General features: G+C 65.9%; 12 protein-coding genes. 6 read left to right on the forward strand and 6 right to left on the reverse strand.

All coding sequences use genetic code 11. The annotated features are described in order from the left end of the window. Positions 1–501: 501 nt before the first annotated feature. Together HFK18_RS10300 and HFK18_RS10305 are read right to left on the reverse strand one after the other, a co-directional pair. Complete coding sequence (locus HFK18_RS10300) at positions 502–726, reverse strand: CstA-like transporter-associated (seleno)protein (RefSeq protein ID WP_089236433.1); 225 nt, start codon at positions 724–726, stop codon at positions 502–504. Next, positions 726–2807 (reverse strand): carbon starvation CstA family protein, encoded by a 2082-nt coding sequence (locus HFK18_RS10305; RefSeq protein ID WP_025877093.1) that lies wholly within the window; start codon positions 2805–2807, stop codon positions 726–728. Before HFK18_RS10305 ends, HFK18_RS10300 begins: the two co-directional genes overlap by 1 nt. A gap of 269 nt (positions 2808–3076) precedes the next feature. Between HFK18_RS10305 and HFK18_RS10310 the strand changes: the two genes are divergently transcribed. Further along, positions 3077–3928: a pirin family protein gene (locus tag HFK18_RS10310; protein WP_180166230.1), complete on the forward strand. Its 852-nt coding sequence runs from the start codon at positions 3077–3079 to the stop codon at positions 3926–3928. Positions 3929–4012: 84 nt separating this feature from the next. Here HFK18_RS10310 and HFK18_RS10315 read toward each other — a convergent pair whose 3' ends face one another. The 4 genes from HFK18_RS10315 to HFK18_RS10330 all read right to left on the reverse strand — a co-directional run bounded on the left by HFK18_RS10315 (position 4013) and on the right by HFK18_RS10330 (position 9057). Next, positions 4013–4471, reverse strand: coding sequence for a hypothetical protein (locus HFK18_RS10315; RefSeq protein WP_180166231.1), 459 nt, complete (start codon positions 4469–4471; stop codon positions 4013–4015). Positions 4472–4667: 196 nt separating this feature from the next. Next, the gene (aqpZ, locus tag HFK18_RS10320; RefSeq protein ID WP_180166232.1) at positions 4668–5387 is read right to left on the reverse strand and encodes an aquaporin Z; all 720 of its coding nucleotides are present in this window, start codon (positions 5385–5387) and stop codon (positions 4668–4670) included. 121 nt (positions 5388–5508) lie between these two features. Continuing rightward, positions 5509–6372 carry a pirin family protein gene (locus HFK18_RS10325; RefSeq protein ID WP_099818932.1) on the reverse strand — a complete coding sequence of 288 codons (864 nt, stop codon included), beginning with the start codon at positions 6370–6372 and terminating at the stop codon, positions 5509–5511. A gap of 621 nt (positions 6373–6993) precedes the next feature. After that, positions 6994–9057: a 3-hydroxyacyl-CoA dehydrogenase NAD-binding domain-containing protein gene (locus HFK18_RS10330; RefSeq protein ID WP_180166233.1), complete on the reverse strand. Its 2064-nt coding sequence runs from the start codon at positions 9055–9057 to the stop codon at positions 6994–6996. 235 nt (positions 9058–9292) lie between these two features. Here HFK18_RS10330 and rpoE point away from each other — a divergent pair, with 235 nt between their 5' ends. The 5 genes from rpoE to lepB all read left to right on the forward strand — a co-directional run bounded on the left by rpoE (position 9293) and on the right by lepB (position 15228). Beyond that, on the forward strand, positions 9293–9913 hold the full coding sequence (gene rpoE / locus HFK18_RS10335) for an RNA polymerase sigma factor RpoE (RefSeq protein ID WP_025877103.1): 621 nt from the start codon (positions 9293–9295) through the stop codon (positions 9911–9913). Beyond that, a complete protein-coding gene (locus tag HFK18_RS10340) occupies positions 9910–10785 on the forward strand; it encodes a sigma-E factor negative regulatory protein (RefSeq protein ID WP_180166234.1) in 876 nt (291 codons plus the stop codon). Before rpoE ends, HFK18_RS10340 begins: the two co-directional genes overlap by 4 nt. A gap of 76 nt (positions 10786–10861) precedes the next feature. Continuing rightward, positions 10862–12400, forward strand: a complete 1539-nt coding sequence (locus tag HFK18_RS10345) for a DegQ family serine endoprotease (protein ID WP_180166235.1) — start codon at positions 10862–10864, stop codon at positions 12398–12400. 185 nt (positions 12401–12585) lie between these two features. Further along, a complete protein-coding gene (gene lepA / locus HFK18_RS10350; RefSeq protein ID WP_180166648.1) occupies positions 12586–14379 on the forward strand; it encodes a translation elongation factor 4 in 1794 nt (597 codons plus the stop codon). Between the two features lie 54 nt (positions 14380–14433). Beyond that, complete coding sequence (gene lepB, locus HFK18_RS10355) at positions 14434–15228, forward strand: signal peptidase I (protein ID WP_025877111.1); 795 nt, start codon at positions 14434–14436, stop codon at positions 15226–15228. Positions 15229–15236: the final 8 nt, after the last annotated feature.

Below are 15236 nucleotides of genomic sequence, written 5' to 3' on the forward strand. Positions count from 1 at the left end.
CAACAGCCGAAGCAACAGCAACAGCGGGCTATCCGTGGGATGGCGAGGTGGGTCCGGTTGCGGGGGACGCCGTAAACCCATCCATGGGGGCTTGGCCGCGGCATCCATGCCGCGGACACCCCCGCAACCGGACCCACCCCGCCTCCGACAGTTTTCCGCGATCTGCTGGATCCATCCCATCCCTGGATGAATTCCATCGGTCTCCATGAACAAAGAAGGGGTCGGATCCGTTTTCCAAGGAAAACGGATCCGACCCCAGATGTTTCGCGCCGTCACCGGAAATCTGTCAAAGGCGGGGCGGTGTGGGCTTGCAGGACCGTTGGCGCCATGGATGGCGCCATCGAGCCCCCATGGACGGGTTTACGGCGTGTCCTGCAAGCCCACACCGCCCCGCCAACCAAACAGAACCCCAGAGCCGACGCTTCGGCCGTTGCAGTTGCCGTTGCAGTTGCCGTCGCTTCTGCGGGCGCCGGGCTGCAAGCCCGGCACCCACTTCACACTTCAACAGCAGCGACCGCCGTTGCGCCCGCCATATCGCGCTTCCTGCCGCTCGCGGAAGAACGTCTTGTAGTCCATCGGCTCGCGGTCCGGATGCTTCTCCCGCACATGCCGCACATAGTTGTCGTAGTCGGGAATGCCGCAGCACAGTCGTGCCGTCTGCACCAGACGTCGCCATAGGCGGCGATGCGCCTGGTACTGCCCCACCGGAACCAGTTGCGTACTCATTACAGGTCCACCATTTCATGCGGCTTGAGGGCCACGTACGGGGTCTCGCGGTCGCTGCGCTGCGGATTGCGGCGCGCCGCCACGATCGTCTTGATCGAATACACCAGCACCGACGCCACCACCAGCAGGAACAGCGCAGTCAAGCCGGTGTTGACGTAGGCATTGACCACGATCTGCTGCATCTGTGCGACCGACTTCGCCGGTGCGGTGATGGTGCCGCTGGCCAGGGCGTCCTGGAACTTGTGTGCCTGGGCCAGGAAGCCCTGCGCCGGGTTGCTGTCGAAGATCTTGATGAAGCCTGCATAGGTGGTGCAGATCAGCAGCCACACTGCAGGCACCGCAGTGACCCACGCGTAACGGTCACGCTTCATCTTGAACAGCACCACCGTGCCCAGCATCAGCGCGATGCCCGCCAGCATCTGGTTGGAGATGCCGAACAACGGCCACAGCGTCTGGATGCCGCCGAACGGATCGACCACGCCGGTGTACAGCAGGTAGCCCCACAGCGCCACGCAGCCGGCGGTACCGATGATGTTCGCGGTCCACGACTCGGTCTTCTTCAGCGCAGGAACGAAGTTGCCGAGCAGGTCCTGCAGCATGAAGCGACCGGCACGGGTACCCGCATCCACAGCGGTGAGGATGAACAGTGCTTCGAACAGGATGGCGAAGTGGTACCAGAACGCCATCATCGCGTCGCTGCTGCTGGGGATCGCCTCATGCAGGATCTGCGCGATGCCCACCGCCAGGGTGGGCGCACCACCGGCACGGTGCAGGATGGTTGGTTCACCGATGGCTGCGGCCGTGGCCGTCAGCTGTTCGGGAGTAATGGTGAAGCCCCAGGTATTGGTGATGTAGTGCGCGGCCGAGGCCGCATCGGCACCGATCACCGCCGCCGGGCTGTTCATCGCGAAGTAGATGCCCGGATCGATGATCGAAGCGGCCACCAGTGCCATCACGGCAACGAACGATTCCATCAACATGCCGCCGTAGCCGATGTAGCGCATGTGCGCTTCATTGGCCAGCAGCTTCGGTGTGGTACCCGAAGAAATCAGCGCATGGAAGCCCGACACCGCACCGCAGGCGATGGTGATGAACAGGAACGGGAACATGCCGCCCTTCCACACCGGGCCGTCGCCGCTTGCCGCGAACTGGGTCAGTGCCGGCATCTTCAGTTCCGGCATCACCACCAGGATGCCGATGGCCAGCGCGATGATCGTGCCGATCTTCAGGAAGGTTGACAGGTAGTCGCGCGGTGCCAGCAGCAGCCACACCGGCAGCACCGAGGCGACGAAGCCGTAGCCGATCAGCATCCAGGTGATCTGGGTGCCGGTGAAGGTGAAGGCCGGGCCCCAGGTCGGGTCTGCTGCCACCTTGCCACCGAACCAGATCGCGGCCAGCAGCAGCACCAGGCCCACCACTGAGATCTCACCGATCTTGCCCGGCCGGATGTAGCGCATGTACACGCCCATCAGGATCGCGATGGGCATCGTGGCGATCACCGTGAACATGCCCCACGGGCTTTCCGCCAGTGCCTTGACCACCACCATCGCCAGCACGGCCAGGATGATGATCATGATCAGGAAGGCACCGAACAACGCGATGGTGCCGGGCACCTGGCCCATTTCCTCGCGCACCAGGTCACCCAGTGAGCGGCCGTTGCGGCGGCTGGACAGGAACAGGACCATGAAGTCCTGCACAGCGCCGGCCAGCACCACGCCGACCACCAACCACAGCAGGCCGGGCAGGTAGCCCATTTGTGCGGCCAGCACCGGGCCGACCAGCGGGCCGGCACCGGCAATGGCGGCAAAGTGGTGGCCGAACAGCACGTGCTTGTTGGTCGGCACGTAATCCAGGCCATCGTTGTTGATCACCGCCGGGGTGGCCCGGGTCGGATCGAGCTGCATCACCTTGTCAGCGATGAACAGGCTGTAGAAGCGATAGGCGACCAGGTACAGCGATACCGCCGCCACCACGATCCACAACGCGTTGATGTGCTCACCGCGCCGCAGCGCCACCGTACCCAGGCAGAACGCGCCGAGCAGGGCGAGGGCCGCCCAGCCTATTTTGGAAAAACCTTTCATGAGGTGCTCTCTCCCGGAAAGACAGGCAAAGAGTCCCGCGTGCCCCTGGCAGGGTCAATGTGCACGGGACCATTCTGCGGTAGTACTTTGGTCGTACATGGGGGTGGCAGGTGGCGATGTTCCCTCGCTGCCCACAACGCAGGCGGTGCCGGCGTGCGGACATGACATGCGGCGAACACCAGGGATGGAACAATCGGTTGCGACGGCATCCATTGGCGTTGCGCGCCGCAGCGTCCATTTTTACTGGCATCCATCCAACAGGAGTCACCATGAGCCTTCCCGAGCCGGTCCGCGTCCTGCGCACCATCCGTGGCATGCCCACCTCCGACGGTGCCGGTGTTCGCCTGACCCGGGTCATCGGCGGTCCGTCGCTGCCCGACCTCGATCCGTTCCTGCTGCTCGATGAATTCGGCACCGATCGTGCCGAGGACTACATCGCCGGTTTCCCCGAGCATCCGCATCGTGGTTTCGAGACCGTTACCTACATGCTCGATGGCCGCATGCGGCATCGCGACAATCACGGCAACGAAGGCCTGCTGACCCCGGGCAGCGTGCAGTGGATGACCGCCGGCCGTGGTCTGGTGCATTCGGAGATGCCCGAGCAGGAAAGCGGGCAGATGCGCGGCTTCCAGTTGTGGGTGAACCTGCCGGCGCGCGACAAGATGACCGCGCCGAAGTACCAGGAATTCGCTCCCGAAAAGATTCCGGTGGTGCGGCCGGCCGAAGGCGTGCAGGTCAAGGTGATCGCCGGTACGGTCGAGGGAACGGCGGGCCCGATCGCGCAGCCTGCCACCGATCCGCTGTATCTGGATATCGAACTGGCCGCCGACCGCGCCTGGACCTATGCGCTGCCGGAAGGCCACAACGCGTTCGTCTATGTGTTCGAAGGCGGGCTGACGGTGGGCGAGCAGGATGCTGCGCGCGACGTGGCACGGCAGGAACTGGCGGTGCTGGGCGGCGGCGAGCAGCTGCATCTGTCGGCAGGTGCTGACGGTGCGCGGTTGATCCTGGTGGCGGGTCGACCGCTGCGCGAGCAGGTGATGCGCCACGGCCCGTTCGTGATGAACACCCGCGAAGAACTGATGCAGGCCTTCGTTGATTTCCAGGAAGGCAGGTTCTGAGGGGCAGCGCCGGGCCATGCCCGGCGGATGACGGGTGTGCCGGATCCTGCGGGGACGCTGCCAAGCAGTCATCCCCGCACCCTCTCAGCGGCCGTCGGCCACGGCAGACGGCGTCAGGTTCATGCCCTGCGCAAGCTGCTGCAGTGTGCCCAGTTCCTGGGAGCTGTCGGGATACAGCGCGATCTGCGCGTAGCGACCCTTGTCCAGCTTGACCACGCTGATGCGGCGTTCGGCATAACCCGGTGGCTCCTGGCCACCAAGATCCGGCTGGTACCAGTACATCGATTCACCGGCAAAGCTGCCCTTTTCCTGACGCAGCGAGCGGGTCAGGGGAATGCCCGGATCGCGCTGGCTGAGCATCAGGCTCAGCACTTCGCGACCGTCGCCGGTGGCCGCACGGCAGATCAGGAAACCGGACTGTACCTGCTGCTGCCATTGCAGGCCGCTGCTGGCGGGCAACGAAGGGCATTCGACCGGGGCCTGCGCGCAGGCAGACGCCGCAACGAACAGCAGGCTCGACAAAACAACAGGCGCGAACTTCATGCATCCCCCAAGGTGGCGTGTCGTTGGCACCGCCGGTGTCACCGGCGGCCGAGGCATCCCATCCCCGGATGCCGTCCTGCCCGGCGAAAGCACGGGCGGATGACCAGACCTTAACGGAACGTGAGCGATCGCACAAATCGCGGTTACATCCGTAACCATTGCGGCCGAAGGTCGGCCGCAATGGCACGGTCACGGCTCAGCGGTCGTTGCCGATCCACTTGTAGATGATGCCGCCGATCGCACCGCCCAGCAGCGGGGCGACCCAGAACAGCCACAGCTGGCCGGTTGCGCCGCTGCCGGCGAAGAAGGCCACCGCCGTGGAGCGGGCCGGGTTCACCGACGTATTGGTGACCGGAATGCTGATCAGGTGGATCAGGGTCAGGGCCAGGCCGATGGCCAGCGGCGCGAAACCTGCCGGCGCCTTGCCATGGGTCGCGCCCATGATCACGATCAGGAACACTGCCGTGAGCACCACTTCGCACAGGAACGCGGCCGCCACGCTGTAGCCACCGGGCGACAGCGCACCATAGCCGTTGCTGGCGAACGCACCCGCCTGGCTGCCATCAATGGCGAAGCCGCTGGCACCGGAGGCGATCTGCAGCAGGATGAAACCCGCCAGCAGGCCGCCGGCCACCTGGGCAATGATGTAGGGCAGCAGATCCCTGGTCGGGAAGCGGCCGCCGGCCCACAGGCCCACGCTGACGGCCGGATTGAAGTGCGCACCGGAGATATGGCCGAACGCGTAGGCGCCGGTCACCACGGTCAGGCCGAAGGCCAGCGCCACGCCGAGGAAACCGATACCCAGCGGATTGCCGTCGCCACCGAACTTGGCGGCCAGCACGGCACTGCCACAGCCACCCAGAACCAGCCAGAACGTGCCGAGGAACTCGGCGGACAAGCGTTTACCCATGCTCATGTGTTGCACTCCTTTGACGGTCGAAAGTGTGATTTATGTCACATTTCAGTGATCAGCGGGTGACTGTAGCGTCAACGCCGGGTGCAGGGATACACCCTCGGATGTGTGCAACACGCGATGCTCAATGCTCGGGCAGGGGAATGAATTCCTTGTCGTCGCCGGGAATGGTGCCGAAACGCCCGGCTTCCCAGTCGTGCTTGGCCTGCTCGATACGTTCCTTCGAACTGGAAACGAAGTTCCACCACAGATGGCGCGGGCCATCCAGCGGCTCGCCGCCGAACAGCATCGCCTTCACCGGCGTCTTCGCGCGCAGGCGGCCACGCGCACCGGCTTCGGGAATCACCAGGTGCTGGGCCGGAATGTCCACGCCATCCAGCTGCGCTTCGCCCTCGAGGATGTACAGCGCACGCTCGCGGTGACCATCATCGATGTCGATCTCTGCATCCGGGTCGAGGTCGATCGCCACGTTGAGCGTATCGGCGAACACCTTTACCGGCGACTCCTCGCCGTAGGCGCGCCCGGCGATCACCCGCAGCCAGGCGCCGTTGCGACGCTGCTCGGGCAGGGTGGCAGCCGCATGGTGGTAGAACGCCGGTTCGATTTCCTCATGCGACTTCGGCAACGCTACCCAGGTCTGCATGCCGTGGATCGGGTTGTCATGGTCGCGATCGGGTTGCGGCGTGCGCTCGGAATGGGCGATGCCGCGGCCGGCGGTCATCCAGTTGACGTCGCCGGGGCGGATCACCTGGTCCGAACCCAGCGTGTCGCGGTGGCCGATGGCGCCCGACCACAGATAGGTGACGGTGGCCAGGCCGATATGCGGATGCGGACGCACGTCGATGGCCGTACCGGGGTGCATGAGTGCCGGGCCCATCTGGTCGACGAACACGAACGAACCGATGCTGCGGGCCTGCAGGGTGGGCACTGCACGGCGCACTTCCAGGCCGCCGATGTCGTGTACGCGCGGGGCGATGATGGTGGTCATGCGGGCGTTCTCGCTGGCAGGGATCAAGGCGGTCAGCATCGCATGCTGTCGTGACGGTGACATTCCCCGTTCGGGTAACAGGTTGTTCCAGCCAACGGCGCAGCCCCTCGTGGCTGTTGGTTGGTCGCTGAAGGCAAAAGCAGAAGTCGCGCTTGGCCGGGCGGGTGGGTTGCGCAGGGGGCGCTGCAAGTACGTCCCTGTAAGCTCGGGCGCCGCATCCATGCGGCTCACGCCCCTGCGCAACCCACCCGCCCGACCTCTGACAGTTTCCGTGTGCCGTCCAGCCACGGAGAAGAAAAAAGAAGATCAAAATCAAACGCTGGTCGCTTCGCTCGCATCCACGCATGGCGTGGATCAAGCGTGTCGACCAAGGTCGACACCTACCAGCAATCGCAGTTCACCGACCGTCACCGGGAAACTGTCAGGGGTGGGGCGGTGTCGGGTTGCGGGGTGTCCGCGGCATGGATGCCGCGGCCAAGCCCCCAAGGATGGGTTTACGGCGTCCCCGCAACCCGACACCGGCCCACCCAACAAACAGAAAAGCCAGAGCCGCTTTGGCTCTGGCTTCTGCTGTAGCTGTAGCTGTTGCCTCTGCGGGTGCCGGGCCGCAGGCCTGGCCGATCAAACCACCGGTTCGCGCAGGAGCGGGTTGTCCCAGCCTGGGCGCGGTGCGAAACGGTCGCCGTGACGCTGCTGCAACGCCTTCAGGCGTTCCACCAGTGCATCGGCACCGACTGCACGGATGTGCTGGATCGGACCGCCGCGGAACGGTGCGAAACCGGTACCGAAGATCACGCCCGCATCCAGCAGGTCCGCGTCGGACACCACGCCCTCGTGCAGGCACGCCACTGCCTCGTTCAACAGCGGCAGGATCAGGCGATCTTCCAGATCGGCAGGCGCCTGGTAGTCGCGTGCCACGTCCGGCTTCTTGGCCCGGCCGTTCTCCCAGGTGTAGATGCCCTGGCCATCCTTCTTGCCGCGCTTGTCCGGTTCCACCGTCTGCAGCGCCGCCGGAATCTGCAGGCCCAGGAACGGTGCCAGTTCCTTGCCCACGCCAGCGGCCACGTCCAGGCCCACGGTGTCGATCAGTTCGATCGGGCCCATCGGCATGCCGAACTTCACCGCCGCCTTGTCGATCACCGGACCCGGAATACCTTCGGCATACGCGGTGGCCGCTTCCAGCATGTACGGGAACAGCACGCGGTTGACCAGGAAGCCGGGAGTGCCGGCCACCGGCACCGGGAACTTGCCCAGCGCCTTGCAGAAGGCGGCCAGGCGACGCTCGGTCTCAGCGGCCATGCCGTCGTGATGGATGATCTCCACCAGCGGCATCTGTGCCACCGGATTGAAGTAATGCAGGCCGGCGAACTGCGCCGGACGCTGGATGTGATCGCGCAGTTCCACCAGCGGAATCGACGAGGTGTTGGTGGTCAGCAGCGCGTCGAGCTTCATCTTCGGCTCCAGCGTCTGGTACAGCGCACGCTTGGCTTCCGGGTTCTCGATGATCGCTTCGATCACCAGATCGGCCTGGGCCGCGCCGTTGCCTTCCAGATCCGCACGCAGGCGTGCGGCCACCGCCGGGCGCTTGCTCTCGTCGCGCACCTTCTTGGCAAACAGTGCCTGCGCGCGTTCCATGGCCGGGTCGATGAAACGCTGCTCGCGGTCCTGCAGGGTCACGTCGAAGCCCTTGTAGGCGGCCCACGCCGCGATGTCACCGCCCATCACGCCGGCACCGACCACGTGCACGTGGCGGATGCCGGAATCTCCACCACCCAGGCCCTTCAGGCGTTCGGTGAGGAAGAAGATGCGGATCAGGTTGCGCGCGGTCGGCGTGCTGGCCAGCTTCACCACCGCGCGTCGTTCGGCATCCAGGCGTGCCTGCACCGGCTTGCCGCCGCTGCGCTGCCAGGTGCTGATCAACGCATACGGCGCCGGGTACTGGTCCTTCTTCGCCTTGCGCGCAACCTGCTTGACCATCTGCGGTGCCAGCAGCTGGCGTGCAAGCCAGGTATTGGTCGCCCACGCCGTCGCGCGCTGCTTGAACGGGCGGGTGGTGCCGGACAGCGCCAGCGCCACGGCGGTGTCGAGCACTACGGCCGGTGCCACCACCTTGTCGACCAGGCCGATGCCGCGTGCGGCCGAGGCCGACAGCGTGCGTCCGGTCAGCATCATGTCCATCGCCGCCGGCGCGCCGACCAGCTGCGGCAGGCGCGCGCTGCCACCCCAGCCCGGGAAGATGCCCAGCTGGGTTTCCGGCAGGCCGATGCGGGTGGAGCTGTCATTGGACGCGACGCGGTAGCGGCAGGCCAGGGCCAGCTCGGTGCCGCCGCCCAGGCAATGGCCATGGATGGCGGCCACGGTCGGGCAGGGCAGTTCGGCCAGCTTCTGGTAGGTCGACTGGCCACGGCGGATGGCATCGTTGACGGTGCCGCGGCGATCGAATTCCTGGAATTCCTTCAGGTCGGCGCCGGCGATGAAGCCTGCCTTCTTGATCGACTGGATCACCACGCCCTTCGGCGGGTCCATGGCGATGCGCTCAAGCAGATCGCCCAGCTCCAGCAGGACATCCTGCGACATTGCGTTGACACTGCTGTCCTGACGATCAAGGGAGAGGACCACCACGCCATCGTCGCGGATCTCGGGGTGCCAGTGGCTGAAGCGGAGACCATCGAAGCTTGAGAGCATGGACGTTCCATCCGGTTGTGTATGGAGAAGGGGGCTATGATCCAGAGGTTGTTTCCCCCGCGTCAAATCCCAATAGCAGGGGTGTGGCGCCCCGGATCGCAGGCCTTGGACCGGAACGTTAACGGAACGGTGGTTAAAAGCTGGTGCGGCGCCAGGTGATCGGCGACTGAACTTTTCCCGGGATTGGCAGTCTCATTGCCCGACGTCGGTTGGGCTGACAGGAGTGCGGCCCCTCATGGCCGATGTTGATACACCACAGGAGCTGGATCTGGAACTGGTCCGGCGCGTGCAGCACGGCGAGAGTGCCGCCTTCGATGTCCTGGTGCGCAAGTACCAGCATCGGGTCGTGGCCCTGGTCGGTCGCTACATCGCCGACTGGAGTGAATGTCAGGACGTGGCCCAGGACACTTTCATCCGTGCTTACCGTGCGATTGGAAGTTTCCGTGGCGACGCCCAGTTCTCAACCTGGTTGCATCGGATCGCCGTGAATACCGCCAAAAACCACCTGGCTTCGCACAATCGCCGCCCGCCGACCGATGACATCGACATCGGCGACGCCGAGCAGTTCGACAGCGGAACACGCCTGCGCGACACCGACACGCCCGAGCGCGAGTTGATGCGCCAGGAACTGGAACAGACGGTGATGAAGGCCGTCAATGCGCTGCCGGAAGAACTCCGGTCAGCGATCACCCTGCGCGAGGTGGAAGGCCTGAGTTACGAGGAAATCGCGCAGAAGATGGGGTGCCCGATCGGCACCGTGCGTTCACGGATCTTCCGGGCGCGCGAGGCGATCGACACCGAACTCCGGCCGCTGTTGGACATCGGCAGCGCCACCCGCGAGAAGAGCCGTATATGACCCGCATTCCGAACAACGAATCGCACAACCACCAGTCTCCCGCCGGGCAACGCCTGGACGAACGCCATCGCCAGCAGTTGTCGGCGCTGGTGGACGGCGAGCTGGGGGCAGACGAGGCGCGCTTCCTGGTGCGCCGCATGGAACACGATCCGGAACTGGCTGGCTGCCAGGAACGCTGGCAGCTGCTGGGTGACGTCATGCGTGGCCAGGCGTCACTGCTGGCACCGGCCGGTTTCAGTGCCGCCGTGGCTGCCGCCATCGCCGCCGAGCCTGCGCCGCAGGCTGAGCCGAAGCGTCAGGCCCGCCGCAGTGGTTGGCGTGCCTGGGGTGGTGGCGCGCTGGCGGCTTCGGTTGCCGCCGTGGCGCTGTTCGTAGGCCGCGAAAAACTGCAGGAGGCGCCGCCCGTCGATGTCTCCGCACCGCAGGTGATCGCCAGCCAGGCGCAGTTGCCGCCGGCATCCGGGCAGCCTGCGGCTGTCACCGAGGCATCGGTGGACACCGCCGCGATGGCCGTGGCCAGCGTGCCGGCGGTGGCCATGGCAGCGGCCAGCCGCCGCCAGGACGCACGCCGCGCCAGCGCCACCCGCAGCCAGCAGGCCGCACGCGTGGCCCAGCGCGATGACGCACCGCTGCGCGCGGTCGCCAGCCAGGCGCCTCTGACCCCGACCGTGCCCGCCAGTAGCGCGCGCAACCTGCCATTTGGCGAGGTCGGCAGCCTGCAGGCACGGCCGTGGCCGCGCTCCAGCCTGGCGCCCGCCGCCGGTGGCGCTCTCAATGCCAGCTTCCCGGCCCATGCCGGTGGCGCCGCGTTCTATCCGTTCGAGCCGCGCCTGCAGGATGATCTGCCGGCGCCGCAGCGCCCGCGCGACTGAGCCGGGTACCGTCCCACGCCCCGCCGTCGGCGGGGCGCTTCTTTCCCTTTCCATCCGACCCGGAGGTTGCCGTCCGATGACTCCCCGACTCCGCACACAGGCCATTGGCCTGTTCGCCTTGACCCTGCCGCTGGTGGCCTGTGCCCAACCGGCGGCGCCTGCCGCCCAGCCGCAGGCCGCGGCCGCCGCTGCGGCGCCGCGCGCACCGGCGCAACCGCTGGTCAGCGGTCTGCCTGATTTCACCAATCTGGTGGAACAGGTCGGCCCCGGTGTGGTCAACGTCGACACCACCATCGTCCGCAGCAACCGCCAGGCACGGGGCGGCATGGGCCCGGGTGATGACGAGATGCCCGAGTTCTTCCGCCGCTTCTTCGGCCCGGATTTCCCGATGCCGGGGCAGGGGCCCGGTGGCCAGGACGGTGGACCCAGCATCAAGGGCCGCGGCATGGGTTCGGGCTTCATCATTTCGCCTGATGGCTACGTGCTGACCAATTACCACGTGGTCGCCGACGCCAGTGAAGTGAAGGTCAAGCTCGGCGATCGTCGCGAGTTCACCGCCAAGGTGGTCGGCAGCGACCAGCAGTACGACGTGGCCCTGCTGAAGATCGACGGCAAGAACCTGCCGACCGTGCGCGTGGGTGATTCCAACAGCCTGAAGCCCGGTCAGTGGGTTGTCGCGATCGGCTCGCCGTTCGGGCTGGACCACTCGGTTACCGCCGGCGTGGTCAGCGCCCTCGGCCGCAATACCGGTGGGCCGGACCAGCGCTATGTGCCGTTCATCCAGACCGACGTGGCGATCAACCAGGGCAATTCCGGCGGTCCGCTGCTGAACACCCGCGGTGAAGTAGTCGGCATCAACTCGCAGATCTTCTCGGCCTCGGGTGGCTACATGGGCATCAGCTTCGCGATCCCGATCGACCTGGCGATGAGTGCGGTCGAGCAGATCAAGAAGACCGGCAAGGTCACCCGTGGCCAGCTCGGCGCGGTGGTCCAGGAAATCGACGGCCTGAAGGCACAGGCGATGGGCCTGCCCGACAGCCGCGGCGCGCTGGTCAACCAGATCGTGCCGGACAGCGCTGCGGCCAAGGCCGGGGTCAAGATCGGTGACGTGATCCGCACGGTGAACGGCGCGCCGGTCAACAGCTGGTCCGATCTGCCGCCGCTGATCGGTGCGATGGCGCCGGGCAGCCGGGTCACCCTGGGCGTGATCCGCGACGGCAAGCCGCGTGACCTGAGCGCGACCCTGACGGCCCTGGCCGAGGATGCGCAGGGCAACGCCCGCAGCCCCTCCGCAGGCAATGACACGGCAGCCCCGCAGACCGGCGCCAATGCCCTGCTGGGGTTGGAGGTTGCCGACCTGACTGCGCCGCAGCGCAAGCAGCTGGGCCTGGAGACGGGCGAAGGTGTCCGCATCACCGCAGTGAAGGGCGAGGGTGCCCGGGATGCCGGCCTGTCCGGCGGCATGGTGATCCTGCAGGTGGCCAGCACCCCGGTCGGCAGCGTGGAAACCCTGAACCGTGCACTTTCCGGGTACAAGAAGGGTGACGTGGTCATGCTGCTGGTCCGTACCGGCAGCGGCAACAGCGCCTTCGTGGCGGTCAAGGCCGGCCCGTAACAACGGATGGCCGCCTTCACGGCGGCCCATGTGGTATCCCCGAAGCCCCGCCCCGGCGGGGCTTCGGCCATTCCGGAGGCTGTCCGGCCCGGCCAACCACGCGGTCACCCTCCGGGCATGCGATAATCGACCGTTACCCTGACGACGCCGCGCGCCGCCGCCACCTCTCTATGTCCTCTGATTCGATGCGGAACATCCGCAACTTCTCCATCATCGCCCACGTCGACCACGGCAAGTCCACGCTGGCCGACCGCATCATCCAGCTCTGTGGCGGCCTCCAGGCCCGCGAGATGGAAGCGCAGGTGCTCGACTCCAACCCGATCGAGCGCGAGCGTGGCATCACCATCAAGGCGCAGTCGGTGTCGCTGCCGTACGTGGCGAAGGACGGCCAGACCTACCACCTGAACTTCATCGACACCCCCGGCCACGTCGACTTCTCCTATGAAGTCAGCCGCTCGCTGGCCGCCTGCGAGGGCGCGCTGCTGGTGGTCGATGCGGCGCAGGGTGTGGAGGCGCAGTCGGTGGCCAACTGCTACACCGCGGTGGAGCAGGGGCTGGAAGTGGTGCCGGTGATCAACAAGATCGACCTGCCCACCGCCGATATCGAGCGCGCCAAGGCCGAGATCGAGGCCGTGATCGGCATCGATGCCAGCGACGCGGTCCCGGTCAGTGCCAAGACCGGCCTGAACGTGGTCGACGTGCTGGAAGCGATCGTGCATCGCATTCCGGCGCCGGTGCCGCGTGATACCGACAAGCTGCAGGCGCTGATCATCGACTCGTGGTTCGACAACTACCTGGGCGTGGTCTCGCTGGTGCGCGTGATGCAGGGCGAGATCAAGGCCGGCGACAAGCTGCAGGTGATGTCCACCGGCCGCAACCACCAGGTCGACAACGTCGGTGTGTTCACCCCCAAGCGCAAGGTGCTGCCGGCACTGCGCGCGGGCGAAGTGGGCTGGGTCACCGCCAGCATCAAGGACGTGCATGGCGCGCCCGTCGGTGACACCCTCACCCTCGCTGCCGACCCGGCGCCGAAGCCGTTGCCGGGCTTCCAGGAAATGCAGCCGCGCGTGTTCGCCGGCCTGTTCCCGGTCGATGCCGAGGATTACCCGGACCTGCGCGAAGCGCTGGACAAGCTGCGCCTGAACGATGCCGCGCTGCGCTTCGAGCCGGAAAGTTCCGAAGCGATGGGCTTTGGTTTCCGCTGCGGCTTCCTCGGCATGCTGCACATGGAAATCGTGCAGGAACGCCTGGAACGCGAATACAACCTGGACCTGATCAGCACCGCGCCGACGGTGGTGTATGAAGTCCTGAAGACCGATGGCACGATCATCAACATGGACAACCCGGCCAAGCTGCCGCCGGTGAACCATGTGCAGGAGATCCGCGAGCCGATCATCCGCGCCAACGTGCTCACCCCCGAGGAGTACATCGGCAACATCATCAAGCTGTGCGAAGAAAAGCGCGGCAGCCAGCTCGGCATCAATTACCTGGGCAGCCAGGTGCAGATCAGCTACGAGCTGCCGATGGCCGAAGTGGTGCTGGACTTCTTCGACAAGCTGAAGTCGGTCAGCCGTGGCTATGCCTCGCTGGACTATCACTTCGTGCGCTTCGATGCCGGTCCGTTCGTGCGCGTGGACGTGCTGATCAATGGCGACAAGGTCGATGCGCTGTCGCTGATCGTGCACCGCAGCCATGCCGATCGTCGTGGTCGCGAGCTGTGCGAGAAGATGAAGGACCTGATCCCGCGCCAGCAGTTCGACGTCGCCATCCAGGCCGCCGTCGGCTCGCAGATCATCTCGCGCACCACGGTCAAGGCCATGCGCAAGAACGTTCTGGCCAAGTGCTATGGTGGCGACGTTTCGCGCAAGAAGAAGCTTCTGGAAAAGCAGAAGGAAGGCAAGAAGCGCATGAAGCAGGTCGGCCGCGTGGAAATTCCGCAGGAAGCCTTCCTGGCCGTGCTGCAGATGGACAACAAATAAGCCCCGAAACCGGCCTTCGGGCCGATCGTCCGGTGACGTTGCAAAGGACCCTGAATGAAACTGTTTGAGATCCTCCTGGTCGTGCTGACCCTGGCCTCCGGCCTGATCCTGCTGGCCGACAAGCTGTACCTGGCCAAGCGTCGCGCCCAGCGCGCCGGCCTGCTCGACACCGAGCCGGTGCTGGTGGACTACTCGCGTGCGTTCTTCCCGGTGCTGGCGATCGTGCTGATCGTGCGCAGCTTCATCGCCGAGCCGTACAAGATCCCGTCCAGCTCGATGATGCCGAACCTGCTGATCGGCGATTTCATCCTGGTCAACAAGTTCTCCTACGGCCTGCGCCTGCCGATCACCAATACCCGCTTCGTGCCGGTCGGCGATCCGGCCCGCGGTGACGTGGTGGTGTTCCACTTCCCCGGCCATGGCGACAACGACCCGGCCAAGGGCGAGAACTTCATCAAGCGCGTGATCGGCGTGCCGGGTGACACCGTGGTGTTCGAAGGCGACGGCGTGATCCTCAACGGCGAGCCGCTGAAGTACGACAACAAGGGCATCTACGCCGGCCACAAGGGCCAGGGCGAGGGCGCCAACCTGCTGGTCGAGCACCTGCCGGGCCGCACCCACACCGTGCTGGAGACCGACTATCCGCGTGGCCAGGGCCAGTGGACCGTGCCGGCTGGCAAGTACCTGGTGATGGGCGACAATCGTGACAACAGCGACGACGGCCGTTTCTGGGGCCTGCTGCCGGAAGAGAACCTGCGTGGCAAGGCATTCCTGATCTGGCTGAACTGCCAGGGCTGGTTCTGCAAGGACGGCTTCGAACCGTCGCGGATCGGCTCGAGCATCAACTGACTTCACAT

The organism is Stenotrophomonas sp. SbOxS2, assembly GCF_013416715.1.
GTDB classification, from domain to species: Bacteria; Pseudomonadota; Gammaproteobacteria; order Xanthomonadales; family Xanthomonadaceae; genus Stenotrophomonas; species Stenotrophomonas lactitubi.

Bases quoted from the DNA above. Each gene is read 5' to 3' on its own strand.
- HFK18_RS10345 (WP_180166235.1), top strand. From the start codon at position 10,862: ATGACTCCCCGACTCCGCACACAGGCCATTGGCCTGTTCGCCTTGACC.
- lepA (WP_180166648.1), top strand. From the start codon at position 12,586: ATGCGGAACATCCGCAACTTCTCCATCATCGCCCACGTCGACCACGGC.
- HFK18_RS10340 (WP_180166234.1), top strand. From the start codon at position 9,910: ATGACCCGCATTCCGAACAACGAATCGCACAACCACCAGTCTCCCGCC.
- HFK18_RS10300 (WP_089236433.1), bottom strand. From the start codon at position 726: ATGAGTACGCAACTGGTTCCGGTGGGGCAGTACCAGGCGCATCGCCGC.
- lepB (WP_025877111.1), top strand. From the start codon at position 14,434: ATGAAACTGTTTGAGATCCTCCTGGTCGTGCTGACCCTGGCCTCCGGC.
- aqpZ (WP_180166232.1), bottom strand. From the start codon at position 5,387: ATGAGCATGGGTAAACGCTTGTCCGCCGAGTTCCTCGGCACGTTCTGG.
- HFK18_RS10325 (WP_099818932.1), bottom strand. From the start codon at position 6,372: ATGACCACCATCATCGCCCCGCGCGTACACGACATCGGCGGCCTGGAA.
- HFK18_RS10310 (WP_180166230.1), top strand. From the start codon at position 3,077: ATGAGCCTTCCCGAGCCGGTCCGCGTCCTGCGCACCATCCGTGGCATG.
- HFK18_RS10315 (WP_180166231.1), bottom strand. From the start codon at position 4,471: ATGAAGTTCGCGCCTGTTGTTTTGTCGAGCCTGCTGTTCGTTGCGGCG.
- HFK18_RS10330 (WP_180166233.1), bottom strand. From the start codon at position 9,057: ATGCTCTCAAGCTTCGATGGTCTCCGCTTCAGCCACTGGCACCCCGAG.
- rpoE (WP_025877103.1), top strand. From the start codon at position 9,293: ATGGCCGATGTTGATACACCACAGGAGCTGGATCTGGAACTGGTCCGG.
- HFK18_RS10305 (WP_025877093.1), bottom strand. From the start codon at position 2,807: ATGAAAGGTTTTTCCAAAATAGGCTGGGCGGCCCTCGCCCTGCTCGGC.